The following is a 23,180-nucleotide window of genomic DNA, read 5'->3' as shown; positions in this document are numbered from 1 at the left end:
TCACTGCATTCTTCTGCGCCCGTAATTTGCCTGGATATTCAAAAAACCGCTCTGCTCCAGTCTTGTGTAATATGTAAGGGCCTCCTGTCTCTTTCCTGTAAATTCGCAGATAAGCGCCATGAGATGAAGGGCTTCTGCACAGGTTTCCCCATGCGTGCCGCAGCAGACATCTTCACATTTCACAGCGTCCGATATAAGATGTACCTGTTCTAATGCTTTCTCTCTTTGTCCGGTAAAAAGATACAGGATTCCCAGCTCATACAAGCGTCTTCTGCGATACTTCCATTTTTTCAGCTCCGCTTCCCCATACTGTGCCTGCCACACAGACATGAGACGCTGCGCTGTCTTTTGGGCTTTTGCCTGTTTCCCGTTTCTCATATAAATTTCCGCCATTAGAAAACCGGCGTGGAAATACGCTTCGGTACCTGCTTTCGTCTCTTTCTGAACACTTTTAGCCATTTTCAGGGCTTCCCTCTCTTTACGGAGCAGATAGTAGGCATTATAGGAGGCCAAAAGCTTTGTTCTGCCGGGATTTTCCCTGCTTTTCAGGATATCATGGAGACAGAGACCGGCTTTCTCTCCCTCCCCCAGCCTGTAATATACCTGGGCTTTCCTGTAGAGAACTTCCTGTTCCTCTTCATAAGCCTTTCCGATCCAGTAAAATGCTGCGTTCAGATTCCCAAGCCTTATATAAACTTCAATAAGGGATTCTTTTGGAGAACGCCCGCCCGGAAACTGCTTCTGATGCTTCAGGTAGTATTCCTCGGCCTGATGAAAGCAGCCAGTCTCCATATAGCAATCCCCCAGATTGCCGTACACACGGACTTTGTCCTGTTCTCCAAGCACATGCTCCGCTTTTTTTCCTGCCTCAATGGCCTTCTCATACTCTTCCAGCATTCTGCAGCAGACGCAGATATTGTTGTGTGCATACACATTTTCAGGTTCCAGACGCAGTGCTTCCTCAAAATCCTTAACTGCCCTACAGTAATGTGCAGCGGCCATATGGAGCAGCCCCCGCTCCACATAGTAATAGGCCTCAGGCCGAAGTTCTAACTGTCTGTCCGCAAAGACAAGGGCTTTTTCATAATAAGCCAAATCCTCTTTCTCCTCCAGCAGATCCCGGTAGATTTCTGCCAATTTACTGTTGGCCCGCCCATTTTCCGGATCGATCTCCAGGGTTTTATTCAAATAGGCGGCAGCCTGTTCCATTTTGCCCAGTCTGTGGAAACATTCTCCGATACGGAACATGACCATATCCCCCTCCGGAAAATCCTTTTCACAGGATTGCAGGATCTTAAGTGCCTCCTGGTATTTTTCCAGATCAAACAAGAAGCTGCCTTTCATCCATTTGAAGAAAGGGCGGTCATCCTGTGCCAAGGCTCTGTTGATATAGGCCAGGGCTGCTTTGCCGTCCCCCAGATTGTTCTGCACTCTGGCAGCCTCAGCGTAGATTTCTCCGCGGATCTTGGCATTTTCCCGGGACTCCTCCATACCGGCAAGGAGGGCAGCCGCGTCATCCAGGATTTTTTCTGCTTCGCCTCTGGTCTTTGCCTGCCTGCTGCGTGCGCGCAGACGGAACAGGGAAAGCTTTGGTGTGGAGATATTTTCATGCTCCGCCTGTTTTATAATATCCAGTACATCCTCAAACTGCCCGCTGCCGTCAAAGACTTCTGCTGTCATCTCATACAGAGGCGGATAAGCCGCGAAGATTTTCTTTGCCCGGTAAAAATCATCAATGACGCCCTGCCCTTCTTTTAAAGCTAAAAATGCCTCCATCCGGTTCACATATCCCCAAAAGTTCTCCGGCTCCAATTCCAGAAGCCGGTCACAGGCATCACCTGCTTCCCGGAACCGCTTCATCCTGTTTAACAGAAGCGCCTTCTGCAGATAGGCATCCGCATTCTTATCATAAAAGGCAATGGATGTTTCCAGCAGCTTTAACGCATGTTCCTCCTGCTGCATCACCTGCATCCAAGCCCTGCCCATAATATAGTAAGCCGCCGCGATCCGCTCCGGCACACGCAGTTTTTCCTCCTCCGGAAGAGAAGGTTCCTCTCTGCGGATACTTTGAATCCAGGCATTTCCTTCCTCCTCAGCTTTTTCAGGTATCCCGGCAGCAAAATAAAGCCGCTCCAGCACGCTGTGATATCCGGTCTCATTGGCCTCATCCGGCGTCACACCGGAAAGGCAGTCTATTCCTGCCTGATTTTCCTCATTCTGAAGGCAGCACCAGCCGAATTCAATATAATCCTCCATATCTGCAGTCTGACGTCTGAACTTCTCCTGATATGCTTCTATCAGGTGTCTGTTAATTTCTTTCAGACAGTGAAGCATATCCGGGTCCCGGGAGTTGACGCGGCTGGCACTGCTGATAAACTCTTTTGCCTTTTTGTACTCTTCTCTCCCCGCGTAATAGTTCCCCAGCCGCAGGTTCGTCACATAATGGTCCGGATAACGGCTGTGTATCTTTTCATAGTTAGCCGCAGCGCGGTCCGTCTCCCCGCATTCCCACAGGATACCGCTGCCAAGGATCAGGATCCTTATCTCGTCCGGATATTTTTCCAGGAGAAGGGATGCGGTCTGAAATGCATCCTCCTTCTCCCCCTTCAGCATCATGATCCTGGCTCTTTCCATCTCAGCAAGAGGATGGCGGATTTCCATCCCCTCCATATTTTTGATCAATTCTTCCGCCCGGGCTATGTTCTTTTCCTCCACAGCCTCATAGAGTTGAAAATAAGAGGCAGTCCAGGCATCATAGTCCGCGTCATCCCGACCTTCAAAATATTCATAAGGAAAATGTACCTCCCCATGTATCTGGCTCAGCATATACCGCACAAATTCCGCCGGAAGATGTTCCTCAAACGTTTCCTTTTCCTCCTCTATCAGAAAATGCTCATCCAGTATCCTCCAGATATCCGGCAAAAGCCGGAAATGCCCAGCCAGGAACCCAAAAAGCTTTGCCCTTACCTCCTCCTCGTCTGCCAGACTTTGGCATACATCTGCCCTGAGAAGGTCCTGCCAGCACACAGGGTTCATCCGTCTGGAAAATGAGCGGTAAACCGCCTCCACCTGCTCCATCCAAATATCGGTCTCTGTCTTCTCTTCCTGCCGCTGTCCATCCTCCGCTGTGCGGGCATACTGCAGCGCAGTCTCATAAGCCTGGCGCAGCCGCTTAAATCCCTCCGGGTTATCCTCCGGGTTATTATCCGAAAGAAGCGCTCTGTAAGCCTGCCGGATGCATGACTCATCCTTGACAGGCTCTGTTCCTAATATTTGAAAAGCCTGTTTAACCTCCATATGTCCCTCCCGGTGTCTCCCGTCTTTTCTCAGCCGCCTGTAACTGCTTCATCTGCATCTTACAGTTGTACATTTTTCTGTCTGCGTGAATAAATGCCTTATCTATGCCTTCCTCACCGCTTTTCACATAACCGTAGGCAGCGGAGAAAGAAAACGCATATTCTCTGTCCGCTTTCTCCACCTCATCCAGGAATCCCCGGATCCGCTGATCAAATATCTCATCTGTCTCCCCTTCCCCTAAAACGCAGAACTCATCTCCTCCGATCCGGTATGTATGCAGCGGCTGTCCGAAATGCCTGTCTAAAAGCTGCGCAATGCGGATGATCGCCGCATCCCCCGCTTTGTGCCCGTATGTATCATTAATTTCTTTCAGGCCGTTCAGATCCACGATCATAACCACAGGCCTCTTCTCCGAATGTTCTGTCCTGTACTGCTCCATCTGCTTTTCAAATGCCGTTCTGTTTGGCAGATTGGTAAGGATGTCAAGATAGGCTATCTTTTTCAACGCCTCATTTTCGATCATACGGGTCTGTTCCTCTGAAGACTGTTTCACCACGGAATAGCCCAGGGAACAGATAAAGCATATAAGTCCCGCCTGTGTAAATCCCACATGACTCTGCATGGTCTTCTCAAAATAAAACCGGTAAATGTCCACAGCTCCCAATCCCGCGAAAGCAAAGCAGGCCACAAAGACAGAAATGTCCTCAATCTTTTCCCCCCTTATTTTTTTCCGGATACAGATACCTGCCATTCCTATCACGATCAGCAGGAAGTTTATGTGGTTCATGGATACTGTCTGTGTATAATCCATCACGTTTGCAAGCTGCAGAAACTGCATGACAAAATAGCAGACAATGGAAAACCAGTAAAGCCCTTTTATATAAGTGCTCTTTGAAAAGCTGTCAAAAGTCAGCAGAAAACTGATGGTAAGAACAGGCATCAGGCCGAACAGCAGATAAAGTACGTTCATACTCATCAAGATATTTCCGCTGAATATCTGTCCCACCCCTGATTTAAGCAGGATCCAGGTACAGGTAACAATAGCAAAGATGCCAAGATACCGGATTCGGCTCACGGTCCGGGCTTCTCTGAAGAAGAAGCTACTCATGATCAGAAGCACTCCCATAATAAACAAAAATAAATCCACCAGAAGAGAGACCATCTTCTGCTTTGCCACCATAAATACAAGCGACGTTTTCGTGCCCATATACACAAGCTCCTGCTTGCCGGAATAGGAATCATACACCCCTTTTGTCTCAATGCGCAGTTCCTTTCCTTCCCAATCCGCAGGAAGCCTGGTAAACTGCCATGCGCTGCCCACAGAAAAATGCACAGGCATACTCTGCCCATACCCAAAGGTATAGAGCAGTTCTCCGTCCAGATAAATTTTAATCCTCTGATGGGAGGAATGAAACATGATCATATTGCAGTAGGAATCCTGTGCTTCCAAAGTTTTTGTGTAGGAAACCGTCTCTTTTTTTGACGCAGTGCTGTCCATCGGAAGTGTTACCAATGACTTCTCCTGACTGCGTTCCATTGTCCATCCGTCACGGAGCGTATATACATTTTCATTGTCAAACCCAATATTAATTGCAGCAGTCTCTCCATTCATCCAGATAAGGAGCACTATGACCATTGCCAGTATGAGATAAAGCGCAAACACCCTCAATCTCTCTTTGCTCTTCTCCTTCAACTCTGCTGCCGGTATTTTTCCGTTCTGCCGATTCCTCATAGGCTGCTCCCTCCGCTGCCGTCCTAACCGTTTATCTCTTCATGCCTTCCCGGCTTTGTTTTATTAATTATAGCATAAGAAAAAGCATAAAAAAACACCAACAGAGCCTGTTTTTTCTCTGTTGGTGCATCAACGGTTACTGTTCACAAGCCACTGTACCGGGAGGCGTTTTCATGCCGGAAGCATGAAAATCCCGAGGCAGCCAGCGCGATATGGGGCAGAATGCTCCATATCTGTGCATCGCGAAGCGTGTTACTGGACACGGAGTGAACAGTAACCATCAACACTTCCTAAACTGGGGGATACGGTCAGGGATAAAAGACCATGCCTTCCAGTGTCTTTTCCACATCAATGACGGAAAACAATTTGTCCCTGAACCGGTAAAGGCCCTTCTCTTTCCATCTCTCTGAAGCAGCGACACCCAGTGGATTTGTTATCTTTTCCGCATCGGTATAGGAGATGATGTACGGCTCTCTGGAAAGCCGGATTCCCAGAAAATACTTCCGGTGCTTTACGATCACCACGATCACCCGGCTCTGATTCCCCTCATCCGCTTCCTGTGCCTCCTCTATCCTTATGACAGGAATCATAGCTCCCTTGTAGCTGCACACCCCCTCAAAATCCGGTGGCATACACGGGATCTTTGAAATCTTAAAGTCATAGCTGATCTCCACCACGCAGGAAAAGTCCACTGCATAATTTTTTCTGCTGCCGGGAAAACACAGGATTTCCGTTATCTCACTCTCGCTCATGGACTGCCTCCTTCGTAAACTTTTCGATCAGGGTTTCAATATCAAGGGCCGCACATATTTTGCCGTTCCCCATAATACTGCATCCGCTGATGCCCGTATGCCGCCTAAAGCCAGGGCCAAACAGAGCCGGAAGCTGCTTTACCACGATCCTCTTCTGCTCATACATAGAGTCAATGATAAGAACCCCCTCCCGTTTGGCGCTTTTTACATATACCAAAAGGGAGGTGTCGGGATATGCCCCCTCTATCCGGTAAGCTTCCCTCAAATCCAGCAGGGGAAGCATCCGGCTGTCATACAGGATATACTTTTTGTCATTTCTCCAGTGTATAAAATCCCTGTTCTCCTCATAGCTGAAGAAGCGCTGTACATATCTGGATGGAACAGAAAAACGGTATTCTCCCACCCGGAACCTGGTACACTCAATCGTGGCCAGGGACAGGGGGAGCGTGATCGTGAAGGTGCTTCCCTTCCCCTCCTCACTCTGAATATACAGATGGCCTCCTGCCTCCTCCAGAATACTCTTCACCACATCCAGACCAACGCCCCGGCCCGAATACTCTGTCACCTCCTGATTGGTGGTAAACCCGGGGGAGAGGATCAGTTCCAGCGTCTCCTGGGCATCGTACTCTTCTTCCGGTTTTGTAAGGAGATGTTTTTCCTTGGCTTTTTCCAGGATCTTTGCTAAGTTTATGCCTCTTCCGTCATCGGTAACGGAGATCATCAGCTCACCTATGGTATTTTCCGCACTGAAAGTAATGCTGCCTTTAGGATTCTTACCTGCTGCCTCACGCTCTTTCGGAAGCTCCAGTCCATGGTCCACCGCGTTTCTGATAATATGGAGCAGCGATTCTGAGACATAGTCCACCACACTTTTATCCGCTTCAATATCGCCGCAGTTTACGATCAGTTCCGCTTCTTTTCCCTGGTCCCTGCAGATATCCCGCAGAATCCGCTTCAGCTTTGGTATGACCTTTGACACGGGGACCATACGGATCTCCATGACGGTGCGCTCCATCTCCTCGATCAGACGGTTGACCTGATAGGCCGTCCCTTCTCTTATATCATCCATACCACGGCTTTTCAGCTCCTCATCCAGGGTCAGCATCAGTATCAGCAGTTCTCCCGACAGGTTTTGAAGTCTGTCCAAACGGTCTGTCCGTACATTGAGAAACTCCACCTCTTTTGTCTCCAAAGGACTGTCCGCTTTCTGTGCTTTCTTTTCCGGCGGCGCTTCCGGTTTCTTCTCTTCATCTCTTAGGACTTCATGATCCTTTACAAAAAGTCCGCGTCTGACTGCATCCAGGACTTCTTCCTTTTTATCACTTTCAAAGCGGATGAAAACCCCGTTTTTGTTGATATACTCTGCTCCCTGCTGAGATTTTTCCAAATCCTGGGGATAGCTCTCCACACTGCTGCAGAGACTTCCGATCTTTCTGATGATCATATAGGCACGGATGTTCTCCATACGGCAGCCTTCTTCAAACCGGATCCGTATGACAACACCTGGCTTTTTCTGAAAGATTTCCGGGATTCCCACGGGTATGAATCCCGCTTTTTTCTCTGTATTTTCTGTCTGGGCGGTAACCGGATCTACTTCGGATGGCTTCTGCATATCCTGACCATCTTTTACGCCATTTGGTTCCTCCAGACTTTTCAGATAGTCTTCTATTTTCTTCTCTATCTCGTTTGTATCCCTTGGAGAATAATGATCCTCCGGCATCTGTTTCAGTTCATTCTCCACAAAATCAGACACTTTAAACAGCAGGTCAAACAGTTCCGGCTTTATCCGGCTGATCTCCCCCTTCTGCTCCCTGTAATAGGAAAAAAGGTCTTCCAGTTTATGCGCCATGCCGGACAGGGCGTGAAGCCCCATCATGGCAGAAGAGCTTTTGATGGTGTGCATGATCCTGAAAACCGTATTGATATCATCCTCCGAAAACGTCTTATTTTTATCCGCTTCCAGCAAAACTCCGTTTAGCTGTTCCATAAGCTGTCGTGTCTCCAGAAGGTAGACCTCCAGCATTTCTTCTGCATCTGCATCGAAATATCCCATATCTGCTCACCGCTCACCGTATGTCCTTGTACCAGACACTGCAGTTCTTTCCGTTTCGTTTCCCGTAGTAAAGTGCCTTATCCGCACAGTTGACGCTGTCCTCTATCCTGTCCGGTTCCTTATAAGTATGTAGTCCCATAGTCAGTGTGCAGGAGAATTCTCCGTCCGGATGATAGATCCGAAATGCCTCCACTTCCCTGCGGATGCGCTCACTGATCTCAAAAGCCTCCTCCTCCGTCACGGCGAAGAGGACGATCAGGAACTCTTCCCCGCCCCAGCGGATGACCCTGTGGTCCCTGCACTGTTCTTCCAGTATATTGGCAATGCACACAAGGGCTGCATCCCCGGCGTCGTGACCGTATGTATCATTGATCTTCTTAAAGTCATCAATATCTGCCATGATCAGAACTTCCGTGGCTTTCTCCGCATTGTGGTCTCTCATATCCTCCATCAGATTTCCAACCACATATCTCCTGTTGTACAGGCCGGTAAGGCCGTCCCTGAAAGCCATAAAATTCAGCTTTTCCATATTGGTGAGCAGTTCTTTATTCTGCCGGTTCAGGATATCCTTCTGCTTTTTCATTTCCAGATGCGCATGGACCCTGGACCGCAGTTCCGCGGTGGCGAAGGGCTTCTTAATGTAATCACACGCCCCCATGGAAAATCCTTTTACCACATCCTCGTCCCTGTCTTTAGAGGTGAGGAACAGAACTGCTGCTTCGTTCTGGCCTACTTCCTTCAGTTTTCCGATCAGCTCATATCCCTCAATATCCGGCAGCACCACATCCAGAAGGATCAGATCCGGCTGATACTGCATAGCCATATCCACAGCCTCCTGCCCATTATGTGCCTCACAGAGAAAAACAGGCTCTTCTTTCAGTGCTGTCTGAATCTGTTTACATACCATCAGGCTGTCATCAACAGCCAAAACGATATTCTTACCATTAAAATCCATATCTGCCTCCCATACTCTATTATAAATTTACTGTTTTTCTTCTTACTGTTTTTACCTGGACTGTGCCGTCATCTGCACAAAATTCCAGGGTCCTGCCATAATCGGCCCCTGTATCCTCGGCAATGATGCGGATACCTGCCATACGCAATGTCTGCCTGACAGCCGCCGTGTTCTTTTCACCGATATCCCATGCCGCGCTGCCTGTACGGAACATTTTGGCTCCCCCGGCAATCTTAGCCGTCATCCTTTTTTTGTCAGCCCCGTGTTTCTGCATTTCCGTGACCAGTGCGGGAATCCCGCTTTTTGCAAACTTATAGGGATTACTTTTTACGGTAGCGCTGTTCTCATCCGGCAGCACGATATGAGCCAGTCCGGCTATTTTTATTTTGCTGTCGTACAGGCAGATGCCCACACAGGACCCCAGTGCGTAAGTGACCAGCATCTGTCCCCCAAAGGCAATCCGCCCTTCCGCAATACCTACTGTAATTTTATCCATTTTGCAACTCCTCAAGTTTCCGGAGCAGATCATGCAGTGTCTCCATTTCCGGAAGGAACAGGATACGGCCTGAAAAGGTTCCTGTATCCATACAGAACACATTGTCTATCATCAAAAGTTCCTCACTTGTTCTTAGAAAACGTGACATGGCGGCAGTGAGTATGGCGCCGCCCATATCAACGCTGATCTGGGGAACCGAAACATCCATCTCCATATCCAGAAGCTGGGACAAGGCCCGGATATAAGAGCCGCACATAATGTTCCCCAGTTCCAGCAGCAGGGATTCCTCCATCTCTGTCAGGCTGGTGAAATCTGTTATCTCCTCACCCAGTACCAGGTGCACCACCTGGCCGGTAAACGTCTCATCCAGAAGGAAGAGAAACATACCGTTTATCTCCCCGAAAACTTCCACCATAATTCCCGTGAGCGGTGTTTCCGCTTCGGCAATGATCTCTGTTATCCGCTGAAAAGGCAATACTCTCAGATTGGGCGTATCAATCTCCAGCGGACAGTTCAGAAGCTGAGACAGGGCATTGACCGCATTTCCGGTCCCGATGTTGCCCAGCTCCTTTATAAAATCCTTAGAAAGTTCCTCCAATTCCACTTCACAATTCATTCTCTTCCCCTTTATCCGTCAAATCTCAAATTGTTCCACCAGTTCCTTTAACATCTGTGCCTGTGCGGACAGCTCCTCACTGGCAGCCGCGCTCTCCTCCGAGGATGCCGAATTGCCCTGTACAATATCAGAGATCAAATCCATGCTTTTGCGCACCTGCATGATCGCTTCCGCCTGCTGGACCGATACTTCTGAGATTTCATCCATCATCTGATTCACTTCCTGTGCTCTCTCCACAGAGGCCTTTAAAGAATCAGCCGTGGTGTGGACAGTATCCATCCCCGCATTGACTGCCTCTGAATTCTTATCTACCAGTCCTGCCGTCAGTTTGGATGCTTCCGCTGTCTTTGATGCCAGGCGGCGGACCTCTCCGGCCACCACAGAGAAGCCTCTTCCGGCCTCCCCGGCCCTTGCTGCCTCCACAGATGCGTTCAGTGCCAGTATATTGGTCTGGAAGGCAATATCCTCTATTTCTTTTACGATCCCGGTGATCTCCTGAGAATTGTTCTTGATCTCTTTTATGGCCGTCAGCAGTCTGTGCATCTGCTGGTCATTGCTTTCCAGGCTGCGTCCTACGTTATCTGCCAATTTGCTGGATCTTACGGCTTTCTCCGCATTGCCGTTGATGCTCTCTGTGATCTCGCTGATGCTGACAGCCAGTTCCTCAATGGAGCTGGCCTGCTGGGATGTTCCCTGTGCCAGGGCCTGTGCCGCGTTAGATACCTGTTCCGCGCCGCCTGCCACCTGCTCCGCACTGCCGTTGATCTGCTGGATCGCATTGCGCAGCAGCTCCCCGATTTCATCCAGGGCATCTCCCAGGGCTACAAAGTCTCCTTTGAATTTTACTTTGGTACGGTAGTTCAGCTTTCCTTTGCCAAGGGCTGTCATCCCTGTCTTAATTTCCGACACATAGGCATTCAGGGCCATTGTGGTCTGACGGATGCTTTCCGCAAGCTGTCCCAGCTCATTTCGGGAGGTAAAAGACAGATTGGCCTGTAATTTCCCCTCCGCCACGGACTGCGCTGCTTTTTTTATCTCATTTACAGGTCTTAGGATACTTCTGGTAATGGTCAGCCACAGGATGCAGGTGATCAGGATACTGACAAAAGCCAGGATAAGGATCATGAGCCTGGCCTCCGCGTTGGATGCCAGGGAAGTATTCAGCGTATTCTCCGCATCCATGACACATTCATCGGTCACCTGGGAGAGGGTATCGCTTACACGTTTCATTTTCGATGCGTATTCATTTACATAGATATCCAGTGCCTGTTCTGCATCACCGCTCTCCAGCAGGGATATGATCCTGTCCCTGGGTATTTTCATAGCTGCGAATTCTTCGCCCAGACTCTTCACCAGTTCTGTATCACTTCCGTATCCGGTCTGCAGGATCTCCAGCTTTTTTTCCACTTCCTGGCTGGCTGACTTGGTCTCCATCATCAGTTCATCTTCATCCATGACATTATCCGTTGCCGCCATAATGGTCAGATTCTTTCCAACCAGATGAAGGTTGGACAACATACTCATGGACGCTTCCACATTGGCGAAAGGCTGGTTATAAAAATCATTCATTTTCCCGGACATATTCTGGATGGTATGCAGAGAGATGAAAACAGTAAATATGTATAAAACAATAATTGACGCAAAAGCTGCGATCAGTTTTGTTCCTATTTTCAGATTCAAAAAGTAGTTTTTCATCACACTTTGTCCTTTCACTCATCTATGGGGAAACAACTGTCCACGATCCTTAAAAACTCATCCTTCTTAAACGGCTTTACAATAAAATCTCTGGCCCCCATAACAATGGCTTTCTGAATTACAGTTTCCTGACCCATAGCTGAACACATTACGACTGCGGCGTCCTCATCCTGCCTTAAAATCTCTTCCAGCACTTCCAGTCCGGATCTGCCCGGCATGGTGATATCCAGAAGGACCAGATCCGGGCTGTATTCCCCGAACATGGCAATTGCCTCATCGCCGTCCCTGGCCTCCTCCACATTGGCATATCCTCCTTCGGACAAAATTTTCCGGATGGATTTTCTCATAAACATGGCGTCATCCACAATCAAGATTTTCTTTTCCATATACTCACCTTTGCTTCTCTCTATTTTTTTTATACACAGCAGGAAATACCGGTTCCAGTTTGATCTCACCGCGGTTTAAAAGTTCAGCGTGCCCGATCACCAGATAGCCCCCCGGCTTCAGGCTGGCCTCCAGTTTCCTCACCAGGGTCTCCTTGGCTTTTTTATCAAAATATATCATAACATTTCTGCAGAAGATCAGATCAAACTGCTCCGTCCCCATATAAGGTGACAGCAGATTCTGATTCTGAAACCGGATATTCTGCTTCAGCCGCTCTTCCACACAGAATGTTTTTGCATCCGCTGACCGGAAGTATTTATTCTTCCACTCCGCCTGAAGCCCTTCCATTTCTTTTGCCGTGTAGATCCCCTTCCCGGCCTTTTCCAGCACCTGGCCGGAAATATCTGTTGCCAGGATCCTGTAATTTAACAGGTTTCCTGTCCGGTCCCTGTAATCCTGCAGGATCATGGCAATGGTATAGCACTCTTCTCCGGTGGAACATCCTGCGCACCAAACATTCAGAAACCCTCTGCTGCTGCTTTTGGAAAATTCCGGAAGGATATGGTCACGCAGGATTGTAAAATGAGCCGGTTCCCTCATAAAATATGTATAATTGGTAGTCAGACGGCTAACCATATTGGAAGCCGTCAATCCTGATTTATCTTTCTTTAAAAGCTCCATATATCTGCCAAAGGTTGTCATGCCCTGGGATTCCAGTTCTTTGGACATGCGGCATTCGATCAACGTCTTTTTTTTCTCCAGATTAATGCCGTAATTCTGACGCATATATTCCACTATCTCAGCAAATTCTTCTTCTTTAAGCCTGATCACTTTTTCTCTCCCATATTCCCGGTTTCACTTCTGTCAATTCTTCCCGGTCAATCTCCTCTTCCCCGGTCAGTTCCTCTGCAGCAACCCCCACGATCAGATCACCTTGCGGCTTCATAAGGATACCGCATTTTGCATCTCTTCCGCTGCCCAGGCAGTAATATACGGCAAGGCGGCCTTTATAGACAGAGATTCCCAGTATCTCGTCCCCGGCTCCCGGAACTTTCCATATTTTAGGATTCAGGTAAAGGGTTTCCGTTTTCTCTTTCTCTATATACAAAATCCTTTCCCCGGTCCTCACCTTTATAACTTCCATTGTCTCTCCTTCAATATCTCCGGCTTCAGCACATAGGCCAGCACTTCATCCTCCTGCCCTGTCTGAAGCAGTACAGCTGCCTCCAGATACCGGTTCGTCTCATTCCATGCCGGTTCTGTCAGAGAGAGGAAAGCTCTTTTGTCAAGGACCCGGATCCCCAATACCTTTTCCGCCAGAAACCCTGCATTCTCCTCATCCGCCAGGATCAGGTATTCCTGTGGTTTTCCTTTATATCCGGGGCTGGTAAGTCCGGCAAGATCTATCAGGTTAGTTTTCCCTTTTTTCTTCGTCCTCTCGCTGATCCTGTCCACCCAGGACAGGGGAAGAAGATAATGCACTTCATCTGCCAGAAATTCCAGATATTCCAGCTGCTGGTCTCCCATTACAACGCCGCCTTTCCTAATGAATTTCTACTACTTCTATAATACTTGATTGCCGCGGAAAAGACAATATAAATATAAAAACAGCGCAGGCAATGGTTTGCTTTCATTGCCTGCGCCAAATAAGGTCATAGATTATTTCTGCACAATGTTGATTATCTTTTTCGGAACATAAATCTCTTTTACTATGGTCCCGGTAAGCTTATCTGCAATGGCTTCTTTTCCTGCGGCAATGGCCTCCTCTTTGGATGCCTCTGCGCTTATACTGATGACAGCCCTTGTCTTGCCGTTGATCTGTACCGGCACTTCGATCTCGTCGTCCTTCATAGCCTCCTCATCAGCCTTTGGCCACTCTGTGTGGAATACGGAATCTTCATGTCCGTATGCCTCCCAGAGCTCCTCTGTCAGGTGTGGTGCAAAAGGAGCCAGAAGCTTGATAAAGGTCTCAATGGTCTCCTTATCAATACCGCCTGTCTTCTTGGCAAGCTCGATCAGCTTGTTGTTGTATTCCATAAATCCGGAGATAACGGTATTCAGGCTGAAGCTCTCCAAACGCTGTGTGATCTCAAAGACAAGTTTATGGCGCAACTTCACCATCTCTTTTGTCTCAGCAATGCCTGCTTCCAAACTGTCCATGGACAGCTTCCAGAAACGGTTCAGGAAACGGTATACACCGTCAATCCCTCTGTCATCCCACTCTGCGTCCAGTTCCGGCGGTCCTACAAACAGTTCATAGAGACGCAGGGAATCGCATCCGTAGTCCCTTACCAGGTCGTCCGGGGAAACCACATTTCCTTTTGACTTGCTCATCTTAATGCCGTTCTTGCCGGTGATCATACCCTGGTTGAACAGCTTCTGGAAAGGCTCATCAAAATCAATCGCTCCGATATCATAAAGGAACTTGGTATAAAAACGGGAGTACAGAAGGTGGAGGACCGCATGTTCCACACCGCCGATATACATATCAACCGGCAGATATTTATCTGCTTTTTCTTTGGAAACCAGTTCTTCATCATTTTTATTGTCCACATAACGCAGGAAGTACCAGGAGGACCCTGCCCACTGAGGCATGGTGTTGGTCTCACGTTTCGCAGCAGCACCGCAGACCGGACAGGTGGTGTTGACCCACTCATCAATAGCGGCCAGCGGTGACTCGCCAGTGCCTGTAGGCTCGTAGGATTCCACCTCCGGCAGTGTCAGCGGAAGCTGGTCTTCCGGAACCGGAACATTTCCGCAGTGCGGGCAGTGGATAATGGGAATAGGCTCGCCCCAGTAACGCTGGCGGGAGAATACCCAGTCACGCAGTTTGTAATTTACGGTCTTCTTGCCGATTCCCATTTTTTCTATCATGACAGGCGCCTCTTTTTTCAGCACTGAGGATTCCATGCCATTCCACTCACCGGAATTGATCATAGTACCGCTGGCCTCTGTATAGGCTTCCGTCATGTTTTCAATCTCTTTGCCATCCTTGGCGATCACCTGGATGATCGGAATATTAAATTTAGTAGCAAACTCAAAGTCACGGTCATCATGGGCAGGTACACACATGATAGCGCCTGTGCCATAGTCCGCCAGTACATAATCTGACAGCCAGATGGGAACTTTTGCTCCGTTTAACGGATTGATTGCATAGGTTCCTGTGAACACACCTGTTTTCTCCTTATCCTGGAGACGGTCCACATTGGACTTCATAGAAGCATCATAGATGTATTTTTCCACAGCCTCCTTGGTTTCCGGTGTTGCAAGAGAGGCAGCCAGTTTGTGCTCCGGTGCTAATACCATGAATGTAGCGCCGTGGAGCGTATCCGGTCTTGTGGTATATACTGTGATCTTCTCATCGCTTCCTTCTACAGGGAAGTCCACCTCTGCACCGTAGGATTTTCCGATCCAGTCGGACTGCATCTTTTTCACCTTTTCCGGCCAGTCCAGTTTGTCCAGGTCGCTTAAAAGACGGTCTGCGTATTTTGTGATACGCAGCATCCACTGGCGAAGGTTCTTTTTCGTCACCGTGGAACCGCAGCGCTCACAGCATCCGTTAACGACCTCCTCATTGGCAAGGCCTGTCTTACAGGAAGGGCACCAGTTGATGGGGAATTCCTTCTCATACGCAAGGCCTTCTTTGAACATTTTTACAAAAATCCACTGGGTCCATTTATAGAAGCCCGGGTCTGTGGTGTTGACTTCCCTGTCCCAGTCATAAATAGCAGCAATATCATTGATCTGCTTTTTAATGTTTGCCACATTCTGCGCTGTGGATTTTGCAGGATGAACGCCCATCTTGATGGCGTAATTCTCAGCCGGAAGGCCGAACGCATCCCATCCCATTGGGTGGATCAGATAATAACCCTGCATCATTTTATAACGGCTCCACACATCAGAGATAACATAACCTCTCCAGTGTCCTACGTGAAGTCCGTTTCCTGACGGATACGGGAACATATCCAGACAGTAGTATTTTGGCTTCTGGCCGTCATCTGTGTTCACCGGCTTCTCTTCCCAGTTTTTTTTCCATTTCTGTTCAATCGCCTTATGATTATAAGGTACTGCCATAATTTTTATTCCTCCTGATTTTCATTTTTCATGCCTGTTCGGGCAGCTATCATTTATGCCGAAGCATAGAAAAAGCCCTTTAGTCACTATACTTAGAGACGAAAGGGCTTATTTTTCCGTGGTACCACTCTAATTCATCCGTAATGCCGGATGCACTCATTCCGGTTCTGTAACGGGAACTCCCGCCCGCACTTACCTGCTCGTCGGCTATCAGTACGGGAACTCCGAGGCCAGTTCAAAAGCTTCTCTATACTGCCTTGCACCGTCCGGCAGCTCTCTGGAATAAAGAATACTCTCTACTACTCCTCATCACAGTCTCTTCCATATTGGCTATTCAATAAACTATCTGTTATTCTACCGATATCGTCAGATTTTGTCAAGACTCTATGGCGTATCTTTCCAAAAAATCCTGTTTATGACTGTGAAATACAGTTTTTATTCGTAACTATAGCAGGTCTGCGCATTCACTGCGCTGACCGTAAGAACGTGTACCATGGCCAAGCAAAAATCCCATCGCCAAAGGCGATTCTGCATGGATTTTTGCCTGTAACTGTGAGGGTGCGGAACAGTTACTTTTATTCTTCCAAAGAAAGCACCGTACACACAGGCTCCCCTTCCGTATACTCAATGGTAAGGGAATCTCCCACATCATACTTCACAATCTCCGGGTACTCGGTCACCGGCAGATCAAATACCAGATCTTTGCTCTCCAGCACCACATAGAAATGGGAGTTTCCGTCAATGACTGCCTGGGCCACACGCTTGATCTTGCCGGATACTTTCTGTGCCGTAAGCTCTCCGCCGTCGGAGGCGAGGCCGTTGGCTGACAATAGCTTCACATAAGCCTTCTCACATTCAGCCACTGTATCCCCGATGGCCACATTCTGGTACTTCTGGATATTGACCATAGCATATTTTTTTACCAGGCCCGCGCCGTCTTTTAAGGCCATAAAATAGGTTGGCTCTCCGGAGATATTCAGAAGCAGGGGGAATGCTGCCGTGTATTTTAAGTTCTGTACCTGCCCTTCCGCGGATTCCATGGCGGAATACTCCTCCGCACCGGCACAGGAATAATACCGGGTCTCCATGGTACGCTGGTTCATCAGCACAAATCCCACATTGGAACGGTCGCCGCTGACTGAAGTAATGCCGGTGTATACCCACACATCATCCTCCAGCGCCAGGTAATTATACCCGTCTGTTGTCTTGAGACATCCCTTCTGTCCAAGAATGCTGTTGAAAAATCCGTTTTTCAGCATTCCGTGATAATTGTAGAGCTGGATCAAAAGGTCTGCCGGATAGGCACGGTCTACCCACTGGGGACAGTCCTCTATCTTATATTCTGTGGTCTCTCCTGTGATGGCGTTGCAGAGGACCACCTTGCCGATGGTCTGTCCGCCGAAAAGGCCTATGTTGAATTTCTTAACAGGACAAATCCAGTAAGGAACTCCGTCATCGTTGATCTCAAAGCTCAACTGGTCAAACATGTAAGTCGGATAGCTGAACCGCAGATGCCTGTAAATGTTCCTGTTGAAATACTCGGATTCGGAATATTTGATCCCATCCTCCAGCTTCACAAGCTCTGTGTTCTGTGTGGCCATATCGATGCGGATATAGGCAGGAATTCCCTCTTTCTGGTTTGTCAGCCATTTGATGGGGCTGGCGTACACAAGAGGAGTCACTCTGTATGGCTGTCCCTGGTAGTTGATCTGTGAATAAATATTGCTCACCTCAAACTGGGAGACCATATCCACCATACTTCCCATTTTTCTGTTGCCCAGAAGTTCTGCGGAATCTTTGTCAAGGAGTGGGATCTGATTATAACTGATCTCCTCAATATCTTCTGTAAAATCCCTCTCTTCCGGTGTTGCAAGCTGCTGATACTTGTTGGCGTTTATGATCGGGGAGGACAACAGGGTTCCAATGGCATATACTACAATGATCGCTGCGATCACCAGCAGTCCGCCCTTCATCACCTTATTCTTTTTTATGTCCCCCACACTGTGGAAGCGCTTCCTGATTCCGTACACTACCAGGATCACCACTACGATGGCTGCCAGGAAGAACCAGAAGCCGCTTTCATGAATGTTGATGGCAGGCAGCGTAAAATAGTAATAGAGGAATGCCAGGATTACCACAGCAAGACCCGCCGCAATTTTTTTCTTCATACTTTTACCAAATCCTTTCCGGGTGCTTACCCGATTTGTTTAGCATACAGTTTACCATGAGAGAACGCCGGATACAAGTTTTTTTCATATAAAGACCCCGGAAAACCGAATCTTTCGGTTTCCGGGGTAAAAAAATCTGATTATTCGTTCTCTTCTGCACTTGCGCGGGCTGCAATTTCTTTCTCCTGGATATCAGAAGGTGCCTGCTCATAACGTGAGAATTCAAAGGAGAAGTTTCCGCTTCCGCCTGTCATGGAACGCAGGTCTGTGGAGTATCCGTAGATGGATAACATCGGTACATCCGCTTCCACCACGGTGCATCCCTTATGGTCAGGATCCGGATTCATGCCCAGCACACGGCCGCGGCGTTTATTCAAATCGCCCATAACATCACCGGTGTATCTGTCCGGAACCATAACTTTCATGGATACGATCGGCTCCAATAGTACCGGAGACGCTTCCATAAAGCCCTTCTTAAATGCCTGGACAGCAGCTGTCTTGAACGCCATCTCAGAGGAGTCTACCGGGTGGTAAGAACCATCGTAGAGCACTGCCTTCACACCAACTACCGGATAAGATGCCAGCGGTCCTTTCACCACGGAATCCTGAACACCCTTTTCCACTGCCGGGAAGTAGTTCTTAGGAACTGCGCCGCCGACTACGATCTGTTCAAACACGTAAGGCTTCTCCAGATCACCGGAAGGCTCAAAGGTCATCTTTACGTGGCCATACTGGCCGTGGCCGCCGGACTGTTTCTTATATTTCGCCTCCACGTCAGCTTTCTTACGGATCGTCTCGCGGAACGGAACTTTAGGTTTGGAAAGTTCAATATCCACTTTATAGCGTTCTTTCATTTTACTCATCACAATGTCAAGATGCTGTTCACCGATACCATAGATCAAGGTCTGGCGGTTGGCGGAATCATTCTCCACACGCAGCGTCAAATCTTCCTGCATCATTTTGGACAGCGCCTGGGAAACTTTGTCGTCATCGCCCTTGTTCACAGTTTTGTATCTCTTGTATGTATACGGAACGGAAATCTCCGTCTTGCCGAACACAAGAGGAGTGCTCTTTGTTGAAAGGGTATCTCCGGTAGCCACGGTGTTTAATTTGGCAATGGCACCGATATCGCCTGCATGGAGCTCCGGTACCTCGATGGGTTTGGAACCTTCCAGCACATACAGTTTATTTAATTTTTCTTCCGAATCCTTGGTCGCATTGTATAAGGTGTCGTCACCTTTGATAACACCGGAGCAAACCTTAACCAGTGAGTATTTGCCCAGGAACGGGTCCACGATGGTCTTGAACACGTATGCGGATTTTGCTTTGGCGAAATCATAGTTCGCCTGGTAAATTTCATTTGTCTTTGCATTCATGCCTGCGCATGTCTTCTGGTCCGGGCTTGGGAAATAGCCGCATATATCATCCAGCAGGTTGGCAACGCCCTGTACGTTCACGGTGGAGCCCATACATACGGGGATAATGCTGCCGTCTGAGATATTCATCTTCAGAGCTGCGGAAACCTCTGCCACGGAGAACTCTTCCCCTGCAAAATAACGGTCCATGAACTCTTCACTGATCTCAGCAACGGATTCCATCAGGATGTCATGATACTGCTCCAGATATTCCTGCAGATAGTCAGGAACCGGGCATTCTTTTTTCTGGCCTCTGTCAATGTATCTTCTTCCGGCCTGTTTTACAATATTTACATAGCCCACGAATTCTTCATTTTCACGGATCGGCATATGGATGGGTGCAATTTTCTTTCCGTACAGTTCAGTCAGGCTTTCCACTACTTTTCTGTAGCTTACATTGTCCACATCCATTTCTGTGACAAAGAACATGCGGGGCAGATTGTATTTCTCACACATCTCCCAGGCTTTCTGGGTTCCCACCTGTACGCCTGCTTTTCCTGAAACCACAATGATCGCTGCATCGGCTGCCGCAACTGCTTCCTCCACTTCCCCTACAAAGTCGAAATAGCCCGGGGTGTCCAGTACATTGATCTTTACTTTTCCCCATTGAATCGGAACCACAGATGTCGAAATTGAGAATTTTCTTTTGATCTCCTCTTTATCATAATCACTTACCGTGTTACCATCTGTTACCTTTCCCAAGCGGTTCGTAATACCTGACAAGTAAGCCATTGCCTCCACCAGACTTGTCTTTCCGGCACCGCCATGACCGAGCAGGACCACATTTCTAATTCTGTCGCTTCTGAAAACGTCCATATGTAATACCTCCCAATTTTTGATATGTATATATTTTACTAAAAAGATAGCAACAATTCAAGTATTTTATTCAAATTAGACAAGAAATTTTTCTTTCTGTTTGGTCAAAATTGCAGTGTATCACTTTAAAGCGCAAAATCGTTGACAATTGACGCTCCTTGTCATAAAATAATAATGTTTGGCGGACATAAGATCCGCTGTTTATTACGGCAGAAATGCATCTGTTACAGGCTTTCTGCTGTCACAAAAAGAAGAAGGGTAACTACGCTTATACACGGTCAGCGCAGGCAACGCGCAGATTTGATGGAACAGTTACGAAAAAGGAGCATATATCTTATGGAAACAACTACGATTGGCTTTATCGGTCTCGGCTTGATCGGCGGCTCTATAGCCAAAGCCATCCGGAAATTTCATCCGGAATACCAGATTCTTGCATACAACCGGACCAGGGACACTTTAGAGGACGCCGTCTTCGACGGTATTGTGGATATTGCCTGTGATGAACAGGATTCCAAGTTTGCCCTCTGTGACATTATTTTCCTGTGCGCCACCGTGGACTATAATATAGAATGTCTCCCCTGGCTGAAGCAGATCATACGGCCCGGCTGCATTCTGACAGATGTGGGAAGTGTAAAGGGCGAGATACATAAAGAGATCACAGCCCTCTCCATGGCCCCGAATTTCATTGGCGGGCATCCCATGGCGGGAAGCGAAAAGACCGGATATGAACATTCCACTGACCATCTGATTGAAAATGCGTACTATATCCTGACCCCTTCCGAGGAGGTAGGCCTTGATAAGATAGGGGTCTACACAGAGCTTGTGACCTCCATCGGTGCCCTGCCCATGATATTGACCTTTGAGGAACACGACTATATTACCGCAGCGGTCAGCCATCTCCCCCATGTGGTGGCAGCCGCCCTTGTGAATCTGGTCCAAAAGCTGGATTCTCCCTCGGAACATATGAAAGCCATTGCGGCCGGAGGTTTTAAGGATATTACCAGGATTGCCTCCTCTTCCCCTTATATGTGGCAGCAGATCTGCATGGAAAACCCGGAGAACATCTCCCAGGTCCTGGATGAGTTTATCCGCCTGATCGTACAGGCAAAATATCTGGTGGACCAGCATGACGGGGATGGACTTTTTCAGATGTTCTCGAACTCCAGGGAGTACAGGGATTCCATCAGTGACACCTCCAGCGGACCTATCAAGAAGGAATATGCCCTCTACTGTGATATTATTGACGAGACGGGTGCCATTGCCACCATTGCCACCATATTGTCCATGAACCATATCAGCATTAAAAATATCGGCATCATCCATAACCGGGAATTTGACGAGGGCGTGCTGAAAATCGACTTCTATGACCAGGCCGCCCAGAAAGAGGCAGCAGAACAGCTTGGAAAACGGAACTATATCATATATGAGCGTTAGGAGCAGCACATGAAATTCACAAAAATAAATGCCCTGAAGGGCGAAGTTACCATACCCGGAGACAAATCCATCTCTCACCGGGCGGTCATGCTGGGAGCCATCTCACAGGGCACCACCCGTATCACCAATTTTTTAAGGGGCGCGGACTGCCTCTCCACCATAGCCTGTTTCCGAAAAATGGGGATTGACATTAAGGAGTCCCCGGATCAGATCCTGGTGCACGGAAAAGGCCTCCATGGACTGAAAGCCCCGGCGGATACCCTGGACGTGGGCAACAGCGGAACCACCGCAAGGCTCATATCCGGCATTCTGGCCGGTCAGTCCTTTGAAAGTACACTGACAGGAGACGCATCCATCCGGAAGCGCCCCATGAAACGGATCATCACCCCCCTGTCTATGATGGGGGCAGATATTGAGAGCCTCCAAGGAAATGATTGTGCTCCTCTGCGCATCCGGGGCAGTCATATAAAAGGGATCCATTACGATTCCCCCGTGGCCTCAGCCCAGGTAAAATCCTGTATCCTTCTGGCCGGGCTGTATGGGGACAGCGTAACAAGCGTCACAGAACCTTATGTCTCCAGAGACCATTCGGAGCGTATGCTGTCAGGCTTTGGAGCCTGCCTTCAGACAGAGGGCTGCACCGTAAGCATTCAACCGGAACCGGAACTGGTCGGACAGGAGGTAGCCGTGCCGGGAGATATCTCTTCCGCTGCTTATTTTATCGCTGCTGCCCTTTTAGTGCCGGGCTCTGAACTGCTGATCAAAAATGTGGGCATCAATCCCACCAGGGATGGTATCCTGCGCGTATGCCGTCAGATGGGCGCTGACATCACGATCCTGAACCAAAGGGAACATGGCCAAGAGCCGGTGGCGGATCTGCTGGTAAAGCACAGTGCACTCAAAGGAACAGTCATTGAAGGGGCGGTGATCCCCACACTCATTGATGAACTTCCCATACTTGCAGTGATGGCTGCCTTCGCGGAAGGCTGTACCATGATCCGTGACGCGCAGGAGCTTAAAGTCAAGGAATCCAATAGACTGGATATTCTGGTGCACCATTTAAGCGCAATGGGTGCTGATATCACGGGAACAGAGGATGGTATGATGATCCAAGGCGGCAGACCTCTCCACGGTGCTGTACTGGAAAGCCATTTAGACCACCGGATCGCCATGTCCTTTGCCGTGGCGGGGATTGCCGCAGAGGGGGAGACAGAGATCCTGCAGGCTGACTGTGTAGATATTTCCTACCCCGGATTCTACAGGGATCTATTAAACCAATAAACCCTGCTGCTG

General features: G+C 48.5%; 17 protein-coding genes and 1 other annotated feature. Of the genes, 2 read left to right on the top strand and 15 right to left on the bottom strand.

The window, feature by feature from the left end:
• From C6P39_RS22915 to C6P39_RS22845, 15 genes are all read right to left on the bottom strand, one after another.
• On the bottom strand, nt 1–3,297 hold the full coding sequence (locus C6P39_RS22915) for a J domain-containing protein (RefSeq protein WP_104805316.1): 3,297 nt from the start codon (nt 3,295–3,297) through the stop codon (nt 1–3).
• Nucleotides 3,287–5,029, bottom strand: a complete 1,743-nt coding sequence (locus C6P39_RS22910) for a GGDEF domain-containing protein (RefSeq protein WP_104805315.1) — start codon at nt 5,027–5,029, stop codon at nt 3,287–3,289. Before C6P39_RS22910 ends, C6P39_RS22915 begins: the two co-directional genes overlap by 11 nt.
• 308 nt (nt 5,030–5,337) lie before the next feature.
• Nucleotides 5,338–5,781, bottom strand: a complete 444-nt coding sequence (locus tag C6P39_RS22905; protein ID WP_104805314.1) for a chemotaxis protein CheW — start codon at nt 5,779–5,781, stop codon at nt 5,338–5,340.
• Nucleotides 5,768–7,834 carry a chemotaxis protein CheA gene (locus tag C6P39_RS22900; protein WP_095173197.1) on the bottom strand — a complete coding sequence of 689 codons (2,067 nt, stop codon included), beginning with the start codon at nt 7,832–7,834 and terminating at the stop codon, nt 5,768–5,770. The genes C6P39_RS22905 and C6P39_RS22900 overlap by 14 nt, the downstream gene beginning before the upstream one ends.
• 13 nt (nt 7,835–7,847) lie before the next feature.
• Nucleotides 7,848–8,789, bottom strand: a complete 942-nt coding sequence (locus C6P39_RS22895) for a GGDEF domain-containing response regulator (protein WP_095173198.1) — start codon at nt 8,787–8,789, stop codon at nt 7,848–7,850.
• Between the two features lie 19 nt (nt 8,790–8,808).
• Nucleotides 8,809–9,285 (bottom strand): chemotaxis protein CheD, encoded by a 477-nt coding sequence (locus tag C6P39_RS22890; protein WP_095173199.1) that lies wholly within the window; start codon nt 9,283–9,285, stop codon nt 8,809–8,811.
• Nucleotides 9,278–9,901, bottom strand: a complete 624-nt coding sequence (locus C6P39_RS22885; RefSeq protein WP_095173200.1) for a chemotaxis protein CheC — start codon at nt 9,899–9,901, stop codon at nt 9,278–9,280. The genes C6P39_RS22890 and C6P39_RS22885 overlap by 8 nt, the downstream gene beginning before the upstream one ends.
• An 18-nt stretch (nt 9,902–9,919) precedes the next feature.
• Nucleotides 9,920–11,596 (bottom strand): methyl-accepting chemotaxis protein, encoded by a 1,677-nt coding sequence (locus C6P39_RS22880; protein ID WP_104805313.1) that lies wholly within the window; start codon nt 11,594–11,596, stop codon nt 9,920–9,922.
• Nucleotides 11,597–11,610: 14 nt separating this feature from the next.
• Entirely contained in the window at nt 11,611–11,982 is a 372-nt protein-coding gene (locus C6P39_RS22875) for a response regulator (RefSeq protein ID WP_095173202.1), read from the bottom strand.
• Between the two features lie 4 nt (nt 11,983–11,986).
• Entirely contained in the window at nt 11,987–12,811 is an 825-nt protein-coding gene (locus C6P39_RS22870) for a CheR family methyltransferase (RefSeq protein WP_104805312.1), read from the bottom strand.
• Nucleotides 12,798–13,124 carry a hypothetical protein gene (locus tag C6P39_RS22865; RefSeq protein ID WP_104805311.1) on the bottom strand — a complete coding sequence of 109 codons (327 nt, stop codon included), beginning with the start codon at nt 13,122–13,124 and terminating at the stop codon, nt 12,798–12,800. The genes C6P39_RS22870 and C6P39_RS22865 overlap by 14 nt, the downstream gene beginning before the upstream one ends.
• Complete coding sequence (locus C6P39_RS22860; RefSeq protein WP_095173205.1) at nt 13,112–13,507, bottom strand: hypothetical protein; 396 nt, start codon at nt 13,505–13,507, stop codon at nt 13,112–13,114. Before C6P39_RS22860 ends, C6P39_RS22865 begins: the two co-directional genes overlap by 13 nt.
• 132 nt (nt 13,508–13,639) lie before the next feature.
• Nucleotides 13,640–16,054 carry a leucine--tRNA ligase gene (leuS, locus tag C6P39_RS22855; RefSeq protein ID WP_104805310.1) on the bottom strand — a complete coding sequence of 805 codons (2,415 nt, stop codon included), beginning with the start codon at nt 16,052–16,054 and terminating at the stop codon, nt 13,640–13,642.
• Between the two features lie 91 nt (nt 16,055–16,145).
• Nucleotides 16,146–16,376, bottom strand: a binding site (T-box leader).
• Between the two features lie 253 nt (nt 16,377–16,629).
• Nucleotides 16,630–18,222 carry a hypothetical protein gene (locus C6P39_RS22850; RefSeq protein ID WP_095173207.1) on the bottom strand — a complete coding sequence of 531 codons (1,593 nt, stop codon included), beginning with the start codon at nt 18,220–18,222 and terminating at the stop codon, nt 16,630–16,632.
• Nucleotides 18,223–18,362: 140 nt separating this feature from the next.
• Entirely contained in the window at nt 18,363–20,453 is a 2,091-nt protein-coding gene (locus tag C6P39_RS22845) for an elongation factor G (protein WP_095173208.1), read from the bottom strand.
• 336 nt (nt 20,454–20,789) lie between these two features.
• Here C6P39_RS22845 and C6P39_RS22840 point away from each other — a divergent pair, with 336 nt between their 5' ends.
• Both C6P39_RS22840 and aroA read left to right on the top strand, forming a co-directional pair.
• Complete coding sequence (locus tag C6P39_RS22840; RefSeq protein WP_095173209.1) at nt 20,790–21,887, top strand: prephenate dehydrogenase; 1,098 nt, start codon at nt 20,790–20,792, stop codon at nt 21,885–21,887.
• Between the two features lie 9 nt (nt 21,888–21,896).
• Complete coding sequence (gene aroA, locus C6P39_RS22835) at nt 21,897–23,168, top strand: 3-phosphoshikimate 1-carboxyvinyltransferase (protein WP_104805309.1); 1,272 nt, start codon at nt 21,897–21,899, stop codon at nt 23,166–23,168.
• The last annotated feature ends 12 nt before the right edge of the window (nt 23,169–23,180 follow it).

The sequence above is a fragment of the Blautia marasmi genome (genome assembly GCF_900258535.1).
In the GTDB taxonomy this organism is placed as follows: Bacteria; Bacillota; Clostridia; order Lachnospirales; family Lachnospiraceae; genus Blautia; species Blautia hominis.
The sequence above is the reverse complement of the archived record's forward strand: the minus strand, read 5'-3'. Positions and strand labels throughout refer to the sequence as shown.